At 64.5% G+C, this 20026-nt stretch carries 20 protein-coding genes and 1 pseudogene; 17 read left to right on the forward strand and 4 right to left on the reverse strand.

Annotated features, from left to right (window positions below; translation table 11 throughout):
- Positions 1-163 precede the first annotated feature (163 nt).
- The 12 genes and pseudogenes from K2U94_RS02165 to trpB all read left to right on the forward strand — a co-directional run bounded on the left by K2U94_RS02165 (position 164) and on the right by trpB (position 10825).
- On the forward strand, positions 164-916 hold the full coding sequence (locus K2U94_RS02165) for a heme ABC transporter permease (RefSeq protein ID WP_243065643.1): 753 nt from the start codon (positions 164-166) through the stop codon (positions 914-916).
- Positions 913-1056, forward strand: coding sequence for a heme exporter protein CcmD (gene ccmD, locus K2U94_RS02170; protein WP_243065644.1), 144 nt, complete (start codon positions 913-915; stop codon positions 1054-1056). The genes K2U94_RS02165 and ccmD overlap by 4 nt, the downstream gene beginning before the upstream one ends.
- Positions 1053-1640, forward strand: a complete 588-nt coding sequence (locus tag K2U94_RS02175; RefSeq protein WP_243065645.1) for a DsbE family thiol:disulfide interchange protein — start codon at positions 1053-1055, stop codon at positions 1638-1640. Before ccmD ends, K2U94_RS02175 begins: the two co-directional genes overlap by 4 nt.
- A gap of 32 nt (positions 1641-1672) precedes the next feature.
- Positions 1673-3013, forward strand: a complete 1341-nt coding sequence (gene aroA / locus K2U94_RS02180; RefSeq protein WP_243065646.1) for a 3-phosphoshikimate 1-carboxyvinyltransferase — start codon at positions 1673-1675, stop codon at positions 3011-3013.
- Between the two features lie 139 nt (positions 3014-3152).
- Positions 3153-3782 (forward strand): (d)CMP kinase, encoded by a 630-nt coding sequence (cmk, locus tag K2U94_RS02185; RefSeq protein ID WP_243065647.1) that lies wholly within the window; start codon positions 3153-3155, stop codon positions 3780-3782.
- Positions 3783-3982: 200 nt separating this feature from the next.
- On the forward strand, positions 3983-5011 hold the full coding sequence (locus K2U94_RS02190; protein WP_243065648.1) for an Lnb N-terminal periplasmic domain-containing protein: 1029 nt from the start codon (positions 3983-3985) through the stop codon (positions 5009-5011).
- A 221-nt stretch (positions 5012-5232) separates the two neighbouring features.
- The gene (rpsA, locus tag K2U94_RS02195; protein ID WP_243065649.1) at positions 5233-6954 is read left to right on the forward strand and encodes a 30S ribosomal protein S1; all 1722 of its coding nucleotides are present in this window, start codon (positions 5233-5235) and stop codon (positions 6952-6954) included.
- A gap of 124 nt (positions 6955-7078) precedes the next feature.
- Entirely contained in the window at positions 7079-8047 is a 969-nt protein-coding gene (sppA, locus tag K2U94_RS02200) for a signal peptide peptidase SppA (RefSeq protein WP_243065650.1), read from the forward strand.
- Positions 8048-8089: 42 nt separating this feature from the next.
- A pseudogene (locus tag K2U94_RS02205) lies at positions 8090-8392 on the forward strand (integration host factor subunit beta); the annotation flags it as partial.
- 52 nt (positions 8393-8444) lie between these two features.
- Positions 8445-8792, forward strand: coding sequence for a lipopolysaccharide assembly protein LapA domain-containing protein (locus tag K2U94_RS02210; protein ID WP_243065652.1), 348 nt, complete (start codon positions 8445-8447; stop codon positions 8790-8792).
- 6 nt (positions 8793-8798) lie between these two features.
- Positions 8799-9452: a phosphoribosylanthranilate isomerase gene (locus K2U94_RS02215; RefSeq protein ID WP_243065653.1), complete on the forward strand. Its 654-nt coding sequence runs from the start codon at positions 8799-8801 to the stop codon at positions 9450-9452.
- A gap of 143 nt (positions 9453-9595) precedes the next feature.
- On the forward strand, positions 9596-10825 hold the full coding sequence (gene trpB, locus K2U94_RS02220) for a tryptophan synthase subunit beta (protein WP_243065654.1): 1230 nt from the start codon (positions 9596-9598) through the stop codon (positions 10823-10825).
- 3 nt (positions 10826-10828) lie between these two features.
- On the opposite strand, the gene K2U94_RS02225 is transcribed toward trpB, so the two are convergent.
- Together K2U94_RS02225 and K2U94_RS02230 are read right to left on the reverse strand one after the other, a co-directional pair.
- On the reverse strand, positions 10829-11296 hold the full coding sequence (locus K2U94_RS02225; RefSeq protein ID WP_243065655.1) for a VOC family protein: 468 nt from the start codon (positions 11294-11296) through the stop codon (positions 10829-10831).
- Positions 11297-11299: 3 nt separating this feature from the next.
- Positions 11300-11749, reverse strand: coding sequence for a VOC family protein (locus K2U94_RS02230; protein ID WP_243065656.1), 450 nt, complete (start codon positions 11747-11749; stop codon positions 11300-11302).
- A gap of 52 nt (positions 11750-11801) precedes the next feature.
- Here K2U94_RS02230 and K2U94_RS02235 point away from each other — a divergent pair, with 52 nt between their 5' ends.
- The 5 genes from K2U94_RS02235 to K2U94_RS02255 all read left to right on the forward strand — a co-directional run bounded on the left by K2U94_RS02235 (position 11802) and on the right by K2U94_RS02255 (position 16037).
- Positions 11802-12248: a MarR family winged helix-turn-helix transcriptional regulator gene (locus tag K2U94_RS02235; protein ID WP_243065657.1), complete on the forward strand. Its 447-nt coding sequence runs from the start codon at positions 11802-11804 to the stop codon at positions 12246-12248.
- 43 nt (positions 12249-12291) lie between these two features.
- The gene (gene trpA / locus K2U94_RS02240) at positions 12292-13134 is read left to right on the forward strand and encodes a tryptophan synthase subunit alpha (protein WP_243065658.1); all 843 of its coding nucleotides are present in this window, start codon (positions 12292-12294) and stop codon (positions 13132-13134) included.
- Positions 13131-14015: an acetyl-CoA carboxylase, carboxyltransferase subunit beta gene (accD, locus tag K2U94_RS02245; protein WP_243065659.1), complete on the forward strand. Its 885-nt coding sequence runs from the start codon at positions 13131-13133 to the stop codon at positions 14013-14015. The genes trpA and accD overlap by 4 nt, the downstream gene beginning before the upstream one ends.
- 10 nt (positions 14016-14025) lie before the next feature.
- Positions 14026-15342, forward strand: a complete 1317-nt coding sequence (locus K2U94_RS02250) for a bifunctional folylpolyglutamate synthase/dihydrofolate synthase (protein ID WP_243065660.1) — start codon at positions 14026-14028, stop codon at positions 15340-15342.
- Positions 15343-15404: 62 nt separating this feature from the next.
- Positions 15405-16037 carry a GNAT family N-acetyltransferase gene (locus K2U94_RS02255; protein ID WP_243065661.1) on the forward strand — a complete coding sequence of 211 codons (633 nt, stop codon included), beginning with the start codon at positions 15405-15407 and terminating at the stop codon, positions 16035-16037.
- On the opposite strand, the gene K2U94_RS02260 is transcribed toward K2U94_RS02255, so the two are convergent.
- Complete coding sequence (locus tag K2U94_RS02260; RefSeq protein ID WP_243065662.1) at positions 15996-18338, reverse strand: Orn/Lys/Arg family decarboxylase; 2343 nt, start codon at positions 18336-18338, stop codon at positions 15996-15998. The genes K2U94_RS02255 and K2U94_RS02260 overlap by 42 nt on opposite strands.
- A gap of 155 nt (positions 18339-18493) precedes the next feature.
- Positions 18494-19945, reverse strand: coding sequence for a hypothetical protein (locus tag K2U94_RS02265; protein WP_243065663.1), 1452 nt, complete (start codon positions 19943-19945; stop codon positions 18494-18496).
- Positions 19946-20026 lie beyond the last annotated feature (81 nt).

Consider the following 20026-nt stretch of genomic DNA (forward strand, 5'->3'; position numbering starts at 1 on the left):
TCGGTGAGAAGGGTGAGAACAAATTGCAATTGCCGGCGCGCGCGCTTAGAGCAGGATGCGCGCATCCTGCTTGTCGGAGCATGATCTTATCCGAAAATCACCTTCCTTTTCGGGAACATGCTCTGATCAGGCGGCGAAAGCCCGGGGAGGACGGGTCAGGTTCATGCTCAAATACGCCAATCCGACGAATTTCCTCGCGCTGGCGGCGCGGCTCATTCCCTGGCTCGCCGCGGCGGCCGGTCTTACGCTTGTTGTCGGGCTCTATCTCACCTTTTTCGTCGCGCCCGACGATTACCAGCAGGGCAATTCGGTCAAGATCATGTATCTCCATGTTCCGGCGGCCTGGCTCGGCATGATGTGCTACATGGTCATGACCTCGGCGGCGCTGGGCACTCTGGTGTGGCGTCATCCGCTCGCCGACGCGGCGCAAAAAGCCGCCGCTCCGCTCGGCGCGGCCTTCACGCTCATCTGTCTGGTGACCGGCTCGCTGTGGGGCAAGCCGATGTGGGGAACCTGGTGGGTTTGGGATGCGCGCCTGACCTCGGTGCTGGTGCTGTTCCTGATCTACCTTGGCCTGGTCGGTCTCTGGCAGACCATTGAGGATCCCGGCCAGGCGGCGCGCGCCGCAGCGATCCTGACCCTGGTCGGCGTCGTCAATATTCCGATCATCAAATTCTCGGTCGATTGGTGGAACACGCTCCATCAATCGTCTTCCGTCTTCCGTCTCGGCGGGCCGACGATCGCGGCGTCGATGCTGTGGCCCCTGCTCATCATGGCTTTGGGCTTCACCCTTCTGTTCTTCACTTTGCATCTGATGGCGATACGCAATGAAATCCTGAGCCGCCGCCTGCGCCGCCTGAGCATCATGGCCGCCGCGGCGGAAGAGCCGGAATTCACCGCGGAGGCGGCGCAATGAAGGATTACACCTTCTATATCGCCTCGGCCTATGGTTTCGCCGCGCTCGTGGTCGGCGCCGTGGTCGCCAAGATCACGCTCGATTATCGCGCGCTGCGGCGCAAGCTGGCGCGCTTCGACAACAGGGAGCAGGATCGATGACGGCAGCAAACGAAGCGCCCGCCCCGCGGCGCGGGCTCGTGCTGGCGCTGCCCCTGCTGATTTTTGCGGGCATGGCGGCCTTTCTCGGCTGGCGGCTCTATCTCGGCCGCGATCCCTCGCTGGTGCCCTCGGCGCTGATCGGCCGCGAGGCGCCGGCCTTCAATCTCCCGGCGGTTCCCGGCGCCGGCAAGCCGGGCCTGTCGGACGCCGATCTGCGCAAGGGCGGCGTGACCGTCGTCAATATTTTCGCCTCCTGGTGCGCGCCCTGCCGGCTCGAACATCCGATTTTGCGCGAACTCGCCGAGAATCAGGCGCTCAAGGCCATGGGCGTCCGGCTGGTCGGCGTCAATTACAAGGACGATCCGGCCAATGTCACGAAATTCCTCTCCGAGGAAGGCGACCCCTATGCGGCGATCGGCATGGACGCCAGCGGCCGGGTCGGGATCGACTGGGGCCTCACCGGCGTGCCGGAAACGTTTATCGTCCGCGGCGACGGCAAGATCGCCTATAAATTCATCGGGCCGATCACCCAGGACACGCTGGATTCGACCGTCCTGCCGCAGATCGCCAAAGCCTTGCGCTGACCTCCCGCCCTTTCGAAAGTTCCCCGCCGCCGATGTCCCATTCCGTGACCGCAAAACCCTTGACCGCGCGCGCTTGCGGCCCTTTGCGCGGCCGCGCCCGGCCGCCGGGCGACAAGAGCATTTCGCATCGCGCCTTCCTGCTCGGCCTGCTCGCGGTCGGTGAAACGAAGGTTTCCGGCCTCCTCGAGGGCGAGGATGTGCTCAACACCGGCCGGGCCTGCGCCCAGCTCGGGGCCACGGTCGAGCGGCTCGGCGAGGGCAGGTGGACGATTCGCGGCATGGGGCTCGGCTCGCTGCTGGAGCCGGCGGGGACGCTCGATTTCGGCAATGCCGGGACCGGCTCGCGCCTGATGATGGGCGTGGTCGGCGGCCACGGAATCACCGCCCGTTTCGACGGCGACGCCTCCTTGCGCAAGCGCCCGATGCGCCGGATTCTCGATCCCCTCGTGCTCATGGGGGCGCAGGTGCTGGAACAGGCGGACGGCGGGCGCTGCCCCATTCTGCTCAAAGGGACACCTGAGCCGGCGCCGATCGAATATCGCACCCCGGTCGCTTCCGCCCAGATCAAATCGGCGGTCCTGCTCGCCGGCCTCAATGCGCTTGGCCGCACCACCGTCATCGAGAATGAGGCGAGCCGCGACCACACCGAAAAAATGCTCACCTTTTTCGGCGCTTCGGTCATGTCCGAGCCGTTCGGCGCGCATGGCCGCAAGATCACGCTCGACGGCCGGCCCGAACTTGCGCCGCGCCCGATCGTCGTCCCGGCCGATCCCTCCTCGGCCGCCTTCCTCATCGCGGCGTCGCTGCTGGTCAAGGGCTCGGACATCGTCGTGGAAGGCGTGATGATGAATCCGCTGCGCACGGGCTTTCTCGCCACGCTTCTCGAAATGGGCGCGAATATCGAAATTCTCGACCGGCGCGAGGAAGGCGGCGAGGAGGTGGCCGATCTGCGCGTCCAGTTCAGCGAATTGACGGGGGTGGACGTCCCCGCCTCGCGCGCGCCGGCGATGATCGACGAATATCTCGTCCTTGCGGTCGTCGCGGCTTTCGCGCGTGGCGTCACCCGGATGAACGGCTTGCAGGAATTGCGGGTGAAGGAATCCGACCGCCTCGCCGCGACCGCCGCCGGCCTCGTCGCCAACCGCGTCAAGGCGACGATCGAGGACGACGATCTCATAGTAGAGGGCGGCGCGGGCGCCTGTCCTGGCGGCGGCCTGGTCGAAACCCATCTCGATCATCGCCTGGCCATGAGCTTTCTGGTGATGGGGCTCGCCTCCGACAAGCCGGTGACCGTGGACGACGAAACCATGATCGCCACCTCTTTCCCGACCTTCCGGCCGCTCATGGTCGGGCTCGGCGCGGAATTTTCCTGAACATTGGACAGGCGGCCGGGCAGATTATAAAAGCGCGGCGCCTTCTCCCTGTCTCGGCGCGAGGCGTCCGCAAGGACGCCCGTCCTTGGAAGGGCCATGGGGTGCGAAAGAGCCAAGGATCGGGACTGCGAGAAGCGTGATGATCATCGCCATCGATGGGCCGGCGGCCTCCGGCAAGGGCACGATCGCGCGCCGCCTCGCCGCTTATTTCAGTCTGCCGCATCTCGACACCGGCCTGCTCTACCGCGCCACCGCCCGGGTTCTGCTCGACGAGGGCTCGAAGCTCGACGATGTCGAAAAGGCGGTTTCCGCGGCGCGGGGCCTGGCCTTGCTCGATTTCGAGGAGGAGCGGCTGCGCGGCCGCGAAATGGGCGAAGCGGCTTCCGTCGTCGGCGCGATTCCGCAAGTTCGCGCGGCGCTGATCGACATGCAGCGCGCCTTCGCCGCGCGCCCGCAGGGCGCTGTGCTCGACGGCCGCGACATCGGCACGGTGATCGCGCCCGAAGCCCGTGTCAAAATCTTCGTCACCGCCAGTCCCGAAGCCCGCGCCCAGCGCCGAGCGCTGGAGCTCCGCGGGCGCGGCGAAAAGGTCGATTACGCGGCGATCCTCGAAGACATAAGGAAGCGCGACAAGCGTGACGCCGAACGCGCCGAGGCCCCGCTCCGGCCGGCGGAGGACGCGAAAATTCTGGATACGACCGACTTGAACATCGAGGGGGCCTTCGCCGCCGCGCTCAGTATCGTCAATGGCGCCGAGGCGGCTTCGTGAAGCTTTTTCGCTGCGCGCCGGCCTTTCGGATCAGTAGCCGCAGCTCCCACTTTCTCAAGCGGATCCTGTTATAGCGGATCTGGGGCGATTCGTTCCCTCGGCTTGCCCCGGCCGGCGCGTTCGGTTGGAGGATTTTGCTCTTTTCGATCAGCTCAGGATAAGCTCAGCCCGAAATCGGCCACGCAAATGGAGTGCTCCCCGTGGGGCGTAAGAGACGGGCAATCGTGACGATCGTCTGGGGTTTCGTCGGCGTGTTGGCGATATTTCCGGTCGGCGTCTGGGCCTCGCTTGCGCTGTGGTTCCGCCTGCCCGGTCCCGAATGGGTCCGGGCGATTGCCGCGGCCGCTTTCGCCGCCTTGGCGCTCGCGACTCTCGTCGCCCTGTTCTCCGCGCGCCGCTGGCGGATGCTCGCCGCCTTCGCTTTGGCCTTTGGCGCCCTCCTGATGTGGTGGAGCACGATCAAGCCGCTCGATGAGGCGGATTGGTCGCCCGATGTCGCCCGGCAGGTCACGGGCGTTGTCGAGGGCAATATCCTGACCCTGAAAAATGTCCGCGACTTCGACTGGAGCAGCGGGACGGCGTTCAAGGAGCGTTGGGTCGCTGAATCTTATGATCTTTCGAGACTGCGCGAGTTCGATCTCTTTCTCGCCTATTGGGCCGGGCCGGAAATGAGCCATCTCATCATGAGCTTCGGCTTCGAAGATGGCCGCTGGCTGGCCTGGTCGGTCGAAGTCCGCAGCCGCAGGGGCGGCGAGTTTTCGCCGATCGCGGATCTGTTCCGCTCCAATCCGCTGGTGATCATCGCCTCGGACGAGCGTGACGTCGTGCGGCTCCGCTCGAATATTCGCAAAGAGGACGTGCAACTCTATCGGCTGCGCACGCCGCCCGACGTGGCCCGCTCGATTCTCCTGCAATATGTCGAGGAATCGAACGCCCTCGCCGCGCAGCCGCAATTCTACAATTCGATCACGACAAATTGTACGACCGCCGTGGTGAAGCTGATCCGCGCGGCCGGCGGCCACATGCCCTTCGACTGGCGCTTGATCGTCAATGGCTTCCTGCCCAGCTATCTCTATGACCGGGGCGCGGTGGACACGCGGATTTCGCTGGCGGAATTGCGGGCGCGCGCGCGCATCGGCGAAAGGGCCCGGCAAGCTGGCGACGCGCCGGATTTCTCGCGGATCATCCGCGAGGGCGTCCCGTCGCCGCTCGCGTCCGCGTCTCCCTGATCGGAAGCCGGCGGGGCGCGTCGCGCGATGCGGGGTTTGGCGCCTTGTGGAAAGCCCGTGCGCCTGTTATATCGCCAGCTCTCAAACCCGCTCCCGACCGCCGGCCCGCGCCGGACGTCCTCGCGACAGGCGCATCGAATCAAGATGCGCGCCGGCTGACACGGAGCAAACGCAACGCCAACCCAACCGGCGCCGCCCTATCGGGCACCTCAGGAGAGAATATGTCCTCTGCCAATAACGCGGGTATGAACCCGTCGCGTGATGATTTTGCCGCTCTGCTTGCCGAATCCTATGGCGAGAGCGAAGCTTTCGAAGGCTCCGTGGTCAAGGGCCACGTGGTCGCCATCGAAAAGGATGTCGCGGTCATCGACATCGGCCTCAAGACCGAAGGCCGCGTGCCGCTCAAGGAATTCACCGGCCACGGCCGGGACGTCGCCCCGGTGGTTGGCGACGAAGTCGAAGTCTATCTCGAACGCGTCGAAAACGCGCTCGGCGAAGCCGTCATTTCGCGCGACAAGGCGCGTCGCGAAGAGAGCTGGGTCAAGCTCGAAAAGGCTTTCGAAGCCGGCGAGAGGGTTGAAGGCGTGATCTTCAACCAGGTCAAGGGTGGCTTCACCGTCGATCTCGACGGCGCCGTGGCCTTCCTGCCGCGCTCGCAGGTCGATATCCGTCCGATCCGCGACGTCACCCCGCTGCTCGGCGTGCCGCAGCCGTTCCAGATCCTCAAGATGGATCGCCGCCGCGGCAATATCGTCGTGTCGCGCCGCACCGTTCTGGAAGAGAGCCGCGCCGAACAGCGTCACGAGATCGTCGCCAATCTCGAAGAGGGCGTGACGATCGAGGGCGTCGTCAAGAACATCACCGATTACGGCGCCTTCGTGGATCTGGGCGGCATCGACGGCCTGCTCCATGTCACCGACATCGCCTGGCGCCGCGTCAATCATCCGAGCGAAGTGCTCAATATCGGCCAGACGGTGAAAGTGAAGATCATCAAGATCAATCACGAGACCCACCGCATCTCGCTCGGCATGAAGCAGCTGCTCGACGATCCGTGGCAGGGCATCGAGGCCAAATATCCGATCGAAGCCCGCTTCCATGGCCGCGTGACCAACATCACAGACTACGGCGCCTTCGTCGAACTGGAGCCGGGCATCGAAGGCCTGATCCATGTCTCGGAAATGTCGTGGACCAAGAAGAACGTCCATCCCGGCAAGATCGTCTCGACCAGCCAGGAAGTGGACGTGCAGGTGCTGGAAGTCGATTCCGTCAAGCGCCGCATTTCGCTCGGCCTCAAGCAGACCTTGCAGAACCCCTGGGAAGCCTTCGCCGAAAAGCACCCCGTCGGCTCCGACGTCGAGGGCGAGGTCAAGAACAAGACCGAATTCGGCCTGTTCATCGGCCTCGACGGCGACGTGGACGGCATGGTCCATCTCTCCGACCTGGATTGGAACCGTCCCGGCGAGCAGGCGATCGAGGACTACAAGAAGGGCGACGTCGTGCACGCCCGCGTCCTTGACGTCGATGTCGAAAAGGAGCGCATTTCGCTCGGCGTCAAGCAGCTTGGCGGCGATCCTTTCGCCACGGCTTCGGCCGGCGAGGACGGCGATCTGAAGAAGGGCGCGATCGTCACCTGCGAGGTGCTCGAGGTCAAGGACGGCGGCATCGAGGTGAAGATCGTCGGCTCCGACCTTCAGGCCTTCATCAAGCGCAATGAACTCGCCCGCGACCGCGCCGACCAGCGCCCCGACCGTTTCGCGGTCGGCGAAAAGGTCGACGCCCGCGTCACTTTGTTCGACCGCAAGGCGCGCAAGGTGGCCGTGTCGATCAAGGCTCTCGAAGTGGCCGAGGAGAAGGAAGCCATCGCCCAATATGGCTCCGCCGATTCGGGCGCCTCGCTCGGCGACATCCTCGGCGCCGCGCTCAAGGCCCGCGAAACCAAGTAATCTTTTCGCTTAACCAAAATTCAGCCCCGCGCGAAATTTTCGCGCGGGGCTTTTTCATGGGCGGTCAAACCGCATTGTGATTTTATGGGCCGCGGCCTAAATGTGGGAGCGATTGGAGCGCCCTATGACCGAGCCCACGTCTGTTGAAACGATTCTCGACCGGCGGCAATTGCGCCGCAAACTGACGTTCTGGAGACTTTTCGCCCTCGCCGCCATCATCGTCGCGCTCGTCGTGGCCGCCGGCCGTTTGGGCAACGCCGAGGCGCATTTCACGCCGCATATCGCCCGGATCGAAATCAGGGGCCTGATCACCGGCGACCGGGCGACGCTCAAATTGATCAAGGATGTCGGCGAGTCGCGCGCCAGCGCCGTGATCGTCGATATTTCCAGCCCCGGCGGCACTGTCACCGGCTCCGAGCAGATTTACGACGCCTTGCGCCTGCTCGCGAAGAAGAAGCCGGTCGTCGCCGTGGTGAACAGCCTGGCGGCTTCGGGCGCCTATATCGTGGCGCTCGGCGCCGATCGCATTTTCGCCAGCGACAACGCCCTCGTCGGCTCGATCGGCGTATTGTTCGAATTCCCCAATGTCTACAAGCTGCTCGACAATGTCGGGGTGAAGGTCGAAACCATCAAATCCTCGCCTTTGAAGGCGTCGCCCAATGGATTCGAGCCGACCAGCCCCGCCGCCCGCGCCGCGATCGATTCGCTTGTCGTCGATTCCTATGATTGGTTCAAGAAACTGGTGAAAACCCGCCGCAACATGACGGATGCGGAACTGGCGGCGGTTTCCGACGGCCGCGTTTTCACCGGCCATCAGGGTCTGCCGTTGAAGCTGATCGACGCCTATGGCGGCGAGCGGGAGGCGGTGGCCTGGCTGGAGAAGGAGAAGGGCGTCGCCAAGGGCCTGCCGGTCCGCGATTGGAAGAAACCCGGCGTTAGCGGCCGTTTCGGCCTGTTCAGCCTGGCGTCCGACGCGCTCGCAATGATGGGCTATCAGCAGGCGGCGGAGATGGCGCTCAGAGCCGGAAGCGTCCACGACGCAGCGACGCTTGACGGGCTTCTGGCGATTTGGCAGGTTGGCGCGCAAAATTAACAGTGAAAGTGAAACCACGAGCGCGTTTCTGCGCGCGGAACTGGGACGACTTCAGTGATTAAATCGGAACTCGTTCAGCGCATTGCCGATCGCAACCCGCATCTTTATCTTCGCGACGTCGAGAATATCGTGAACGCCATTCTCGACGAAGTCACCGAGGCCTTGTCGCGCGGCGATCGGGTCGAACTCCGCGGCTTCGGCGCCTTTTCGGTCAAAAAGCGCGATGCGCGCGTCGGCCGCAACCCGCGCACCGGCGATCAGGTCGAGGTCGCCGAGAAATTCGTGCCCTTCTTCAAGACGGGCAAGGAATTGCGCGAGCGCCTCAACGGACAGGACGAGGCCTGAAAAGGCCTCGATCAGCTGCGGCCAGATGAATGGGCAGGATATGCGCACTTTTTTGAGAGTTCTCGTCCTCGCGCCTCTGGCCCTGATCTTCCTGGCCTTCGCCATGGCGAATCGCCAGAATGTCGTCGTCTCTTTCGATCCGTTCAGCGGCGGCGACATTCCCTCGCCGCAGATCGTGCTGCCCTTGTTCATGGTGCTGATCGGGGCGACGATGTTTGGCGTCGTTCTCGGTGGTTTCGCGACCTGGCTGGGGCAGGGACGGCATCGCAAGGCGCTCCGAGAAGCTCGGGCGCAGGTCCAGGCCCTCCGCAACGAAATTGAATCCCTGCGCGCGCGGGCCAATGGGCCGGTAGCGCCTGCGAGCGCGTCGACCGCCATAGTCCCGACGCGCGCCGCCTGAGGCGAAATGTCGTTGATCGTCAAGATCTGCGGCCTGAATCGGCCGGAGCCACTCGAAGCGGCGCTGACTGGCGGCGCGGACATGGTCGGATTCGTCTTTTTCGAGAAGAGTCCGCGCCATATCGACAGCGATCAAGCGCGCCTTCTCTCCAGACAGGTTCAAGGCAAAGCGGAAAAGGTCGCTCTGGTGGTGGACGCCGACGATTCGCGCGTCGCCGCCATTATCGAGGCTTTGGCGCCGGACTGGCTGCAATTGCATGGCGCGGAATCGCCCGAACGCGTCGCCGCCCTGCGGAAAACCTTCGGCCTTCCGATTCTCAAGGCGCTCGGCGTCGCGGAAAAGGGCGATTTTTCGCGCGCCGCCGCTTACGAGGCGGTCGCGGACCGCTTGCTGTTCGACGCCAAACCGCCGAAAGACGCGGTGCTTCCCGGAGGCAACGGCCTGAGTTTCGACTGGACCCTGCTGCGCGACGCTTCCCACGATCTGGCGGGGAAAGACTGGATGCTGTCGGGCGGGCTCGATCCGCAGAATGTCGCCGAGGCGATCCGCCTGACCGGGGCCCCTGGCGTCGATGTCTCCTCCGGCGTCGAAACGGCGCCGGGCGGAAAGAGCGTCGACAAAATTCTCGCCTTCATCGCGGCGGCGCGATCCGCGGCCTGAGGCCCGGTTTCAACTTCGCCTTGGACTCGCCGCTGGAAGCGTTTAAGAGAGCGGATTCAAGAAGCGGTCAATCGGCGCGCCGCCGCGCTTCGTTCAAGGCGCGCGGACGCCAAGAAAGGCGCGCGGAGACCAAGAGCAGAGCCATGAATCGTCCATCGCCAAATATTGCGGCCAATTCGCTGCGTCAGGGTCCGGATGCGCGCGGCCATTTCGGCATTTTCGGCGGCCGTTTCGTTGCCGAAACCCTGATGCCGCTGATCCTGTCGCTGGAAAAAGCCTATGAGGAAGCGCGCCAGGACCCGGCCTATCATGCCGAACTCAATAATCTCCTCACCCATTATGTCGGCCGCCCGAGTCCGCTCTATTTCGCCGAGCGCATGACGGAAAAGCTCGGCGGCGCCAAAATCTATTTCAAGCGCGAGGAGTTGAATCACACCGGGGCGCACAAGATCAACAATGTGCTCGGTCAGATCCTGCTCGCCCGGCGCATGGGCAAGAAACGCATCATCGCCGAAACCGGCGCCGGCCAGCATGGCGTCGCCACCGCCACCGCCTGCGCGCGCTTCGGCCTCGAATGCGTGGTCTATATGGGCGCGGTGGACGTCGAGCGCCAGAAACCCAATGTTTTCCGGATGAACCTGCTCGGCGCCAAGGTCGTGCCGGTCCAGTCCGGCGCGCGCACGCTCAAGGACGCGATGAACGAGGCCCTGCGCGACTGGGTCACCAATGTCGAGGATACTTTTTACTGCATAGGCACGGCGGCCGGGCCGCATCCCTATCCGGCCATGGTGCGCGATTTCCAATGCGTGATCGGCGACGAAACCCGCGACCAGATGATGGCGCAGGAGGGGCGCCTCCCGGATTCCCTGTTCGCCTGCATCGGCGGCGGCTCCAACGCCATCGGCCTGTTCCATCCCTTCCTCGACGATTCTGCTGTCGAGCTTTACGGCGTCGAGGCGGCGGGCCATGGCCTCAATGTGCCGAACGGCCATGCGGCCTCGCTCGCGGGCGGGCGTCCCGGCGTGCTTCATGGCAACCGGACCTATCTGCTGATGGACGACGACGGCCAGATTCTTGAAGGCCATTCGATCTCGGCGGGCCTCGACTATCCCGGCATCGGCCCGGAACACGCCTGGCTCAAGGAGAATGGCCGGGTGACCTATCTTTCCGCGACTGATAAGGAGGCGCTCAACGCCTTCCAGCTCTGCTCGCAGCTCGAAGGGATCATCCCGGCGCTGGAGCCGGCCCATGCTCTGGCGAGGATCATCGAGATCGCGCCGCAAAAGCCGAAGGACCATCTGATGGTGCTGGGCCTTTCGGGGCGGGGCGACAAGGACATTTTTACCGTCGCCGATCAACTCGGCGGCATGTGAACTTCAACCTTGGGCGGCGCGCTCCAGCGCTGCGATGTCTACCTTGGTCATCTCGCAAGCGGCCGCCATCACCCGTCCACCGGTATTGGGATCGCTGATCAGGCGCTTGAACTGTGCTGGAATGATCTGCCAGGTCACCCCGAAACGGTCGGTGATCCAGCCGCAGCGCATCGGCTTGCCGCCTGCGGCCAGCCCGTCCCAATAACGATCCACCTCGGCCTGCGTTTCGCACGAGATCAGCAGGGACATGGCCGGCGTCAGCGCGAATTCCCCGCCGCCATTTATCGCGGTGATTTTCTGGCCGAACAGCTCCATGGTCACGATGCGGGCCGCGCCCGGCGCGCCGTGCTCGCCGTCCCCATAGCGCGAAACGTCGATGACCCGCGATTCGGGAAAGAGGCCGGCATAAAGGGCGGTCGCCTCTTCCGCGCAGCCGTTGAACCACAGACAGAGCGTGATTTTCCGGGTCATCGTTCAGGACTTCGACAGGTTGGCGTCGAGTTCTTCGGCAGACCGCGGGCAATCGACCATCCAATGCAGGCTGAACCGGTCGGCGAACATGGCGAATTGCCGGGAGAAAAAGGTCTCGCCAGGCGGCATGAACATTTTGCCGCCCTCCGACAATTCTTTCGCGATGCGTTGGGCCTCTTCGACGCTGGCGACGGAAATCGACACCCAATAGATTGGCGGCTGGGCGCCTTCGGAGCGGGGCTGGTTCATGTCGCCGCCCATCAGCCGAAAACCGTCCTTTTCCAGAGCGACATGCATGATCTTGTCGGGATCGGCGTTCGGCGGCATGGCCACGCCTGCCGGCGCCTGGCTGAAGCGAAGCTGGCGAATGATTTTCGCCTCCAACACTTTGGCGTAAAAGGCGAAGGCTTCGGCGCAATCGCCATAGAACATGACATAGGGCGTGAATTTCATGGCGGCCTCGCTTTGCGCTTGACTAAAAAGTTGATATCAACATAAATGTTCCATGTCAATCGAGACGCTGTCATTCCCTTTCGAGGCGACCCATCGCATCCGCGACGCCTGCCTCTGCCTTCATGTCCAGCGGGCGGCGCGAGTCCTCGCGCGGACTTTCGATGAGGCCTTGCGCCGGTTCGACCTGACCAATGGCCAGTTCTCCCTGCTCAACGCCCTGAATCGTCCCGCGCCGCCCTCCATGGCGCCGGTCGCGGCCCTGCTCGCCATGGATCGCACGACCCTGACCGCCGCCCTGAAACCCCTCGAGCGGCGCGGCCTCGTCACTGTCGAGGCCGATCCAAACGACCTGCGCAGCCGTCTGCTGCGCCTGACGCCGGAAGGCTTCGCCCTGCTCGCTCGCGCCGCCCCGGTCTGGGAGCGCGTTCACGGCGAAGTCGAGGCGCGTCTTGGCGAGCGCGCCGAGCCGCTGCGGCAGGCCCTGCGCGATTTGGCCTGACGCCGCCGTTTCCAAGGCCGGCGCGTTGTGCTACCCCCAAAGCATGACTGCTCGCATTGAACATCGCTTCGCGCAATGCCGCGCTAATGGACGCGCCGCCCTCGTCACCTTCGTCATGGCCGGCGATCCGGACCCGGCGGTTTCGCTGGAGATCGTCAAGGCTTTGCCCAAGGCCGGCGCCGACGTCATCGAAATCGGCATGCCATTTTCCGATCCGATGGCGGACGGCCCCGCGATCCAGGCGGCGGGGCTGCGCGCGCTTCACGCGGGCATGACGCTTCATGGCGTGCTGAAGCTCGTCGCCGACTTCCGCAAGGAGAATGCGGAAACGCCGATGATCCTGATGGGCTATTACAATCCGATCTACGTCTATGGCGTCGACCAATTCCTGGCCGACGCCATGGCCGCCGGTGCCGACGGACTGATCGTGGTCGATTTGCCGCCGGAGGAAGATGAAGAGCTTTGCCTGCCCGCGCTCAAGGCGGGCTTGAGCTTCATCCGGCTGGCGACGCCGACGACGGACGACGCCCGCCTGCCCGCGGTCCTCGCCAATACCTCGGGCTTCGTCTATTATGTATCGATCACCGGCATCACAGGCGCCGGCCGTCCGGATTATTCGCGGGTGGCGACGGCGGTGAAGCGGATCAAGGGCCATACCGATTTGCCGGTCGCCGTCGGTTTTGGCGTCAAGGACGCCGCGGCGGCGCGCGAAATCGCCTTGAACGCCGATGGCGTCGTGGTCGGCTCCGCTTTGATCGACGCGCTCGCCAAAACGCTCGACGCCGAGGGGCGCGGCGGGCCGGCGACGGTCGAGGCGGTCGGCAGGTTGGCGGGTGAACTGGCGGCCGGCGTCGCCAGCGCCGCGAAGGAGCGTGCAATCCCATGAACTGGATTTCCAATGTCGTTCCGCCGAAAATCCGTTCGATCCTGAAGCGCGACACGCCGGAAAATCTCTGGGTCAAATGTCCGGAAAGCGGCGCCCTGGTCTTCCACAAGGATCTGGAGGCCAATCTCTATGTCGTGCCGAGTTCGGGCTACCACATGAAGATCCCGCCCAAGGCGCGGCTTGAGGCTTTGTTCGACGACGGCCAATACGAGAATGTGGCGGTTCCGGAAGCGCCCGCCGATCCGCTGAAATTCCGCGACATCAAGCGCTACACCGAGCGGCTCAAGGAAAATCGCGCGGCAACCGGCGCCTATGACGCGGTGACGCTCGCCGCCGGCGCCCTGCAGGGAACGCAGGTCACGGTCGCGGTGCAGGATTTCGAATTTTTGGGCGGCTCGCTCGGCATGGCGGCGGGCGAAGCGATCGTCGCCGGCATGTTCCGGGCGATCGAAAAGCAGACGCCCTTTATCATTTTCACCGCCTCGGGCGGCGCGCGCATGCAGGAGGGCATGTTCTCGCTGATGCAGATGCCGCGCACGACGGTGGCGGTCCAGCGCCTCAAGGCGGCGAAACTGCCCTATATCGTGGTGCTCACCAATCCGACCACCGGCGGCGTCACCGCCTCCTACGCCATGCTGGGCGACATTCACATCGCCGAGCCCGGCGCGGTCATCGGTTTCGCCGGCGCAAGGGTCATCGAACAGACGATTCGCGAGCGCCTGCCCGAAGGTTTCCAGCGCGCCGAATATCTGCGCGCGCATGGCATGGTCGATATTGTCGTTCCGCGCGCGGAAATGCGCGAGACTTTGGGCCGCCTCTGCCGCCTGCTGACCAAAACCCCGGTGGAGACCGCGACGGAAACCCCGGCGGAGGCCGCCTGAACGGCCGGAAATGACCACTCCCGACGCACTGCAGGCGCGCCTGCTTGACCTCCATCCCAAGCGGATCGACCTGTCGCTGGGCCGCATCCGGCGGCTGCTGGCCGCGCTCGGCGACCCGCAGAAGCGCCTGCCGCCGACCATTCACGTCGCCGGCACCAATGGCAAGGGTTCGACCATCGCCTTCATGCGAGCGATTTTGGAGGCCGCGGGCTTCGGCGTCCATGTCTATACTTCGCCCCATCTGGTCGATTTTCGCGAACGCATCCGCCTCGCGGCTCCGGGCGGCGGCAAGCTGGCGTCCGATCCGGAACTGGCGGAAGCCCTGGCGGCGATCGAAAAAGCCAATGCAGGGGCTCCGATCACCTTTTTCGAGGCGACCACAGCGGCGGCGCTCAAAATGTTCGCCGAGCGGCCGGCTGACGCCCTGCTGCTGGAGGTCGGCCTCGGCGGCCGTTTCGACGCCACCAATGTGATCGAAACGCCAGCCTGCGCGGTCATTGCGCCGATCTCCATCGACCATGTCGAATTTCTGGGCGACACGCTCGAAAAAATCGCCTTCGAAAAAGCCGGGATCATCAAGCCCGGCGCGCCCGTGGTCGTTTCCGCGCAGGCTGACGAAGCCTTGGTTGTCGTCGAGCGGCAGGCGGCGCGCCTGCGCGCGCCTTTTGTCCTTTACGGCCAGGATTTCCTGTGCCGCGCCGAGCGCGGGCGTCTCGTCTATGAAGACGCGCTGGGCCTGCTCGATCTGCCCCTGCCGCGTCTGCCCGGCCGCCATCAGGTCGTCAATGCGGGTACGGCGATCGCCGCCTTGCGCCAATGCTGGCCGAACCTTTCCTTCGCTTCCTTCGAACGCGGCGTGGTCACGGCGCACTGGCCGGGACGGCTGCAGAATATCGGCCGGGGCCAACTGGCGGCTTTGGCGCCGGAAGGGGCCGAACTTTGGCTCGACGGCGGCCATAACCAAGCGGGGGGACGCGCGCTCGCCGAGGCCATGGCCGATTTCGAGGAAAAGTCGCCGCGCCCGCTGATCCTGCTCTATGGCGGTCTTCGCAGCAAGGACGCCGGAGCCTTCCTGCGGCATTTCGTCGGTCTCGCGGCGGAGGTCCACGCTTTGCCGGTGCGCGGCGACCAGGTCGGACGGGCGCCCGAGGAGGTTGCGGCGACCGCCGAAGGGCTCGGGCTCAAGGCTCAGGCCTGGCCGGCTGTCGAGGAGGCGTTGCGCGCATTGGCGGGGCGCGCATGGCCGTCGCCGCCGCGCATCCTCATCGCGGGATCGCTCTATCTGGTCGGCGAGGTCCTGGCGATCAATGGAACGCCGCCTGAATAGTTCTCCCGGCCGTCCCGGAATTCGGCTAAGGGGAGAGAACCAAGCTAGGAGCGCGCCCGCCCATGGAAGCAAAAGCGCCGGACCAGCAGATTGACAGCCCCAAGACGTCGGAGTTCGGCGAGATCGTCGTGCGGCCTTCCTCCGAGGCCGACGCCGCGGCCATGCTCGCGATCTACACCCGTTATGTGACGCATGGGCTTGCCGGCGGCGCGGAATTCGAGCCCTTGCAGGCCGACGACATCAAGCGCCGGCGCAAGAACATGCAGAAGCACCGCCTGCCTCATCTGGTCGCGGAGCTGAATGGCCAGGTGATCGGCTACGCCTATGCCGTTCCCTTCCGCAAGCGCCCCGCCTATCGCTATTGCGTGAAACATTCGATCTATGTCCACGAAAGCCATCTTCGCGCCGGCGCCGGACGAAGATTGCTTCCGGCCCTGATCGAGGCCTGCGCCAATGCCGGCTATCGGCAGATGATCGCCTATGTCGATTCCGAGAATAAGGCTTCGCTGAAATTGCACGAAGCCTGCGGTTTCCGCAGGGTCGCCTATTTGGAGGGGATCGGTTTCCGTTTCGGCCGCTGGACCGACAGCGTCATGCTGCAACGCGCGCTGGGGCCGGGCAGCGGCGCGCCGCCGCCCGGTCATGTCCCGGCCTTACCCGTTGACGTCGGCGACGTAGGTATGGAATCGGATTGAGCCGTCCGCCGCGACCTCGCGATAGACGCCCTGAATTTCCGCCTCGAAGCCTGGGAAGAGATTGGCGCCGCGCTCGAAAGTCTTGAGATAGGCGAGCATCGGTTTGGCGCGATCGTCGAGGATTTCGCCCGGCGCGATGGTCGCGATGCCCGGCGGATAAACCACCCAGAGAGTCGTCGCCATCTTGCCCTGGACCTGGTCGATGGGTAGGTACTGGACCTCATTGCGGGTGAGTCTCTGCACCGCTTCCTGCGGACGCATGGCCGGGCGGGGCAGATGTTCGGGGCGGAACTGCCGGCGCTGGAGGTCGCTGGTGCCGGCGTCGCGGTAGAAGGCATGCATTTCCTGACAGAGGTCGCGCAGGCGCATCCCGGCATAGCGCTGGCGGCGTCGCGCCACGAATTCGGGAATAACCTCCTCCAGCGGCGCGTTCTGGTCGTGATAGGTCTTGAAGGCGACGAGCGCCGAGATCAGCGAGCCGGCCTTGCTCGACTCGACGCCGGGCGTCAGCAGGAAGAGCAGGGAGTTCAGGTCGTTCTTTTCCGCCACGATCCGGTTTTCGCGTAAATATTGAGCAACGACCGGCGCCGGCACGCCGCGCTCGGCATAGGCGCCGGTGGCGCGATCGAAGCCCGGGGTGATCAAGGTCAGCTTGCAGGGGTCTGTCAGGGCATAATCAGCGGCGACATGGCGGAAGCCATGCCAGGTCGCCTTGGGCTCGAACGTCCAAAAAGCCGGATCGCTGACTATATCGTCGGTTGCCGCGTCCTCCCAGGCGATGCGCCCCTCGGGCGTCTCGACCTCGTCGGCGACAAAGGGATCGAAGAACCAGCCTTGAGCCTTGTTCTTGGCCTTTTCCTTGAATTCCTTTCCGAGCGCCCGGATTTTCTTGCGGATTTCGACGCCGAGACGGATGGTGTCGTCCCACAAAACCTCGCCCGACTTGCCCTTCATCATCTGCGCGCCGACGTCGAGCGAGGCGAACAGGGGATAGAAGGGCGAAGTCGAGGCGTGCACCAGAAAGGTCTCGTTGAAGCGGCGATGCTCGATCCGGCGCGGCTGTCCCTTGATATGGCTGTCCTTGACGTGAATTTGCGAGGCCTGCGAAAAGCTCGCCAGCTGCTTGTGCGTCGATTGGGTGGCGATGATCCCGGGCGCGTCCGCGCCAAGATCCTTCAGGCCCATCGCGAAATGGCGCGCGAACAGCGGATGGAATTTCATGAAGCCGGCCCAGGCCTCGTCGAACAGGATGTAATCGCAAAGCGGGCCGATCTTGGCGAGAATCGTCTCGGCGTTGTAGATCGTGCCGTCGTAAGAACATTGTTCGACGACCGCGACGCGGAAGGGCCGCTCCTTTTTCCAGGCTTCCTTATCGACGACGAGGGGGCTGTTTCGGATCTTTTCGCGGATTTTCTTTTCGTCCAGCGCCTCATAGTCGATCGGGCCGATCAGACCGAAGGCGTTGCGGTCGGTTTCGAGATAGATCGGCGCGCCGCCCGCGAGCATGAGGGCGCCGTGATGGGCGGCCTTGTGGTTGTTGCGGTCGAACAGCACCAGATCGCCCGGCGCGATGAGGGCCGAAAGGACGATCTTGTTGGAGGCGGAAGTGCCGTTGAGGACGAAATAGGTTCGCTCGGCCCCGAAAATCTTGGCCGCCTCCTTTTGCGCGCGCAAGGCGGGGCCTTCGTGGACCAGGAGATCGCCCAGTTCGAGCACGGAATTGTCGAGGTCGTCGCGGAAAATGGCTTCGCCGAGATGTTCGACGAAAATCCGCCCGATCGGGCTGCGGGAATAAAACATGCCGCCATTATGGCCGGGGCAGGTCCAGAGCTGGTTGCCTTCCTCGGCATAATCGACCAGTTCGCCGAAAAACGGCGTCTTCATGGTCTCGGCATATTGCTTCAGCCGGCTGACGAGATTCTTGGCGATGAATTCTGGCGTTTCCTCGGCAAGGAAGACATAGCCGTCGACATTGTCGAGCACGTCGATCGGCAGATCCTCGAAACGCTTGCGGCGCACCAGCAGGATGATCGGCATTTCCAGGCCGCGGCGGCGGACATAGGAGATCAGGCTCGCCGTCTTGCTGGTCATCCCCTTCTTGCCCCAATCGACGATCATGCAGCCGATGGCGGCGTCGGTCTTGATCGCGAGTTCCGCATCCTCGACGCGGCGGGCGCGGACCACCTCGAAACCGGATTTTTCCACCGCGTCGACGATCTGCCTGAGGCGTTCGCCCTCAAGTTCATCGGCGTCGAAGGCCGGAGCGCAGAGCAGGAAGGTGAAGCGGCGGAAATAATCCATGGCGGCCCCGGAATGGCTTCGATTCAAGCGTCGCTTTGACGCGAGGCCGTGACTCTTTGATGAAATTCCGCGTTTTGCCAAGCCCGCGCGCGGGCGGAACCGAAATTAAAGGGCGGCGACGCCGATCTCTCCGGCGATCATTGCGTCTTTCTGGCTCACAGGCCTTGCGCTTGCGCGACGCGGCGTTGGCGTCGCCGCGCCAGCGCTTTCGCCGCCGCGCCACGGACCACGCCGCCGAGGTCGAGGAGATAAATCACGCCGCCGAAGACCGAGGCGCCGGCGAAAGCGACAAGGACGAGAGCGACGAGCGGCGGATTGATATGCCGCAGCGGCCACATGACGGCGAGCGCCGCCGCGCCGGCGAGCGCAATGACGCCGACGTCGCTGGCGCGAGGCCAATAGGCGCGCCAGGGAAAGGTGAGCGCGATCATCAGGACGAATCCGGCTGCGAGGCTCGCCGCATGGATGGCCGCAAGGCTGATGATGCTCACCTGGAAGGGGCCGAACCAGATCACACCGAGATCGAGCGCCGCCGTCGCCGCAGCCGCGATCAGCGTCAGGCCGGTGCGGTTTTCGAGTTGCACGATGGGGTTGAGGCAGAACTGGCCGATGCAGAACAGGGCCACGCCGGGCGCAAGAATAAGGCTCAGCGGCTCGAATGTGTCACGGAATTTTTTCGGCGCGACCAGAGCGGTAAAGGCGGGCAGGCCCGCGATATAGCCAAGGCAGAGCAGGGTCAGCGCGGCGAGGATGAGGGCGCTGTTGCGCGAAACCTGGGCCGCGCCGGCTTCGGCCCCGGCGGTCGCCCGGCGATGCACCGCGATCTGGAACAGCAGGATGTCGAGGGCCGCGCCGGCGACCAGCATCAGCCTCATGGTCATGTCGGTGGCGAGCGACAATTTGCCGGCGGCGGCGAAATCGAGATGGGCGGCGGCAAAGCCGCGATTGGCGAGGACGACCGTCTGATAGAAGAAATTGCCGATGACGATCGGCGCGCCATAGCGCAGATAGACCGCGATCTGCCCGCGACTCGCCTGGGGCAGGCGGCTGTGCGGATCGGCGGTCTGCCGCCACAGGGCGAGCGTGGCGATCACCGCGCTCGCGGCGGCCATGGCCATGACCAGCGCCGGATCGTGGAAGAAATAGGCCGCGCCGACCATCGCCGCGAAGGCCAGCACATTCTTGAGGATGACCAGGCTGCTGTAACCAAGATTGTGGAAGCGGGCGCGCAACAGGGCGGCGAAAAATTCAAAGAACCCATTGGCGATGGCGACCACGACGGTCGCGATCACCATTTCCCGGCCCATGCCGAAGTCCCGGCCGAGCAACAGGGCCGTGGCGGCCAGGGTCGCGAGAATCAGCGCGCCGGAAACATAGCCGGCGTCGAGGGCGGCCCGCAGGTCGGGCGCGGCCGCCCGGGTCTGTTCGTTGTAATAGCGCGTCGCCGAAAGACGCAGCCAGTCGAAGACCAGGGTCGTGGTCAGGGTCGCGGTCATCAGGGCGATCGAGAACCGCCCATAGGCTTCGGGGCCCAGCACGGCCGCGACGCAGAGGCCAAGCAGGAAATTGAGGCCGGCGTTGAGGATGAAGGTCAGGATGATCAGCATGGCGCGGCCGCTCCCCGCTTGCCGGCGCGCCGGGGCGCGCGCCGGCAAGCCGTCATGCGCGTCGTTTCCGCTTTCTCCATC

The organism is Candidatus Rhodoblastus alkanivorans (assembly GCF_022760755.1).
GTDB lineage: Bacteria > Pseudomonadota > Alphaproteobacteria > Rhizobiales > Beijerinckiaceae > Rhodoblastus > Rhodoblastus alkanivorans.

Bases quoted from the DNA above. Each gene is read 5' to 3' on its own strand.
- trpA (WP_243065658.1), top strand. From the start codon at position 12,292: ATGACTGCTCGCATTGAACATCGCTTCGCGCAATGCCGCGCTAATGGA.
- trpB (WP_243065654.1), top strand. From the start codon at position 9,596: ATGAATCGTCCATCGCCAAATATTGCGGCCAATTCGCTGCGTCAGGGT.
- K2U94_RS02250 (WP_243065660.1), top strand. From the start codon at position 14,026: ATGACCACTCCCGACGCACTGCAGGCGCGCCTGCTTGACCTCCATCCC.
- cmk (WP_243065647.1), top strand. From the start codon at position 3,153: ATGATCATCGCCATCGATGGGCCGGCGGCCTCCGGCAAGGGCACGATC.
- K2U94_RS02230 (WP_243065656.1), bottom strand. From the start codon at position 11,749: ATGAAATTCACGCCCTATGTCATGTTCTATGGCGATTGCGCCGAAGCC.
- K2U94_RS02175 (WP_243065645.1), top strand. From the start codon at position 1,053: ATGACGGCAGCAAACGAAGCGCCCGCCCCGCGGCGCGGGCTCGTGCTG.
- K2U94_RS02265 (WP_243065663.1), bottom strand. From the start codon at position 19,945: ATGCTGATCATCCTGACCTTCATCCTCAACGCCGGCCTCAATTTCCTG.
- K2U94_RS02255 (WP_243065661.1), top strand. From the start codon at position 15,405: ATGGAAGCAAAAGCGCCGGACCAGCAGATTGACAGCCCCAAGACGTCG.
- K2U94_RS02260 (WP_243065662.1), bottom strand. From the start codon at position 18,338: ATGGATTATTTCCGCCGCTTCACCTTCCTGCTCTGCGCTCCGGCCTTC.
- K2U94_RS02165 (WP_243065643.1), top strand. From the start codon at position 164: ATGCTCAAATACGCCAATCCGACGAATTTCCTCGCGCTGGCGGCGCGG.
- sppA (WP_243065650.1), top strand. From the start codon at position 7,079: ATGACCGAGCCCACGTCTGTTGAAACGATTCTCGACCGGCGGCAATTG.
- aroA (WP_243065646.1), top strand. From the start codon at position 1,673: ATGTCCCATTCCGTGACCGCAAAACCCTTGACCGCGCGCGCTTGCGGC.
- K2U94_RS02215 (WP_243065653.1), top strand. From the start codon at position 8,799: ATGTCGTTGATCGTCAAGATCTGCGGCCTGAATCGGCCGGAGCCACTC.
- K2U94_RS02235 (WP_243065657.1), top strand. From the start codon at position 11,802: ATGTCAATCGAGACGCTGTCATTCCCTTTCGAGGCGACCCATCGCATC.
- rpsA (WP_243065649.1), top strand. From the start codon at position 5,233: ATGTCCTCTGCCAATAACGCGGGTATGAACCCGTCGCGTGATGATTTT.
- K2U94_RS02225 (WP_243065655.1), bottom strand. From the start codon at position 11,296: ATGACCCGGAAAATCACGCTCTGTCTGTGGTTCAACGGCTGCGCGGAA.
- accD (WP_243065659.1), top strand. From the start codon at position 13,131: ATGAACTGGATTTCCAATGTCGTTCCGCCGAAAATCCGTTCGATCCTG.
- ccmD (WP_243065644.1), top strand. From the start codon at position 913: ATGAAGGATTACACCTTCTATATCGCCTCGGCCTATGGTTTCGCCGCG.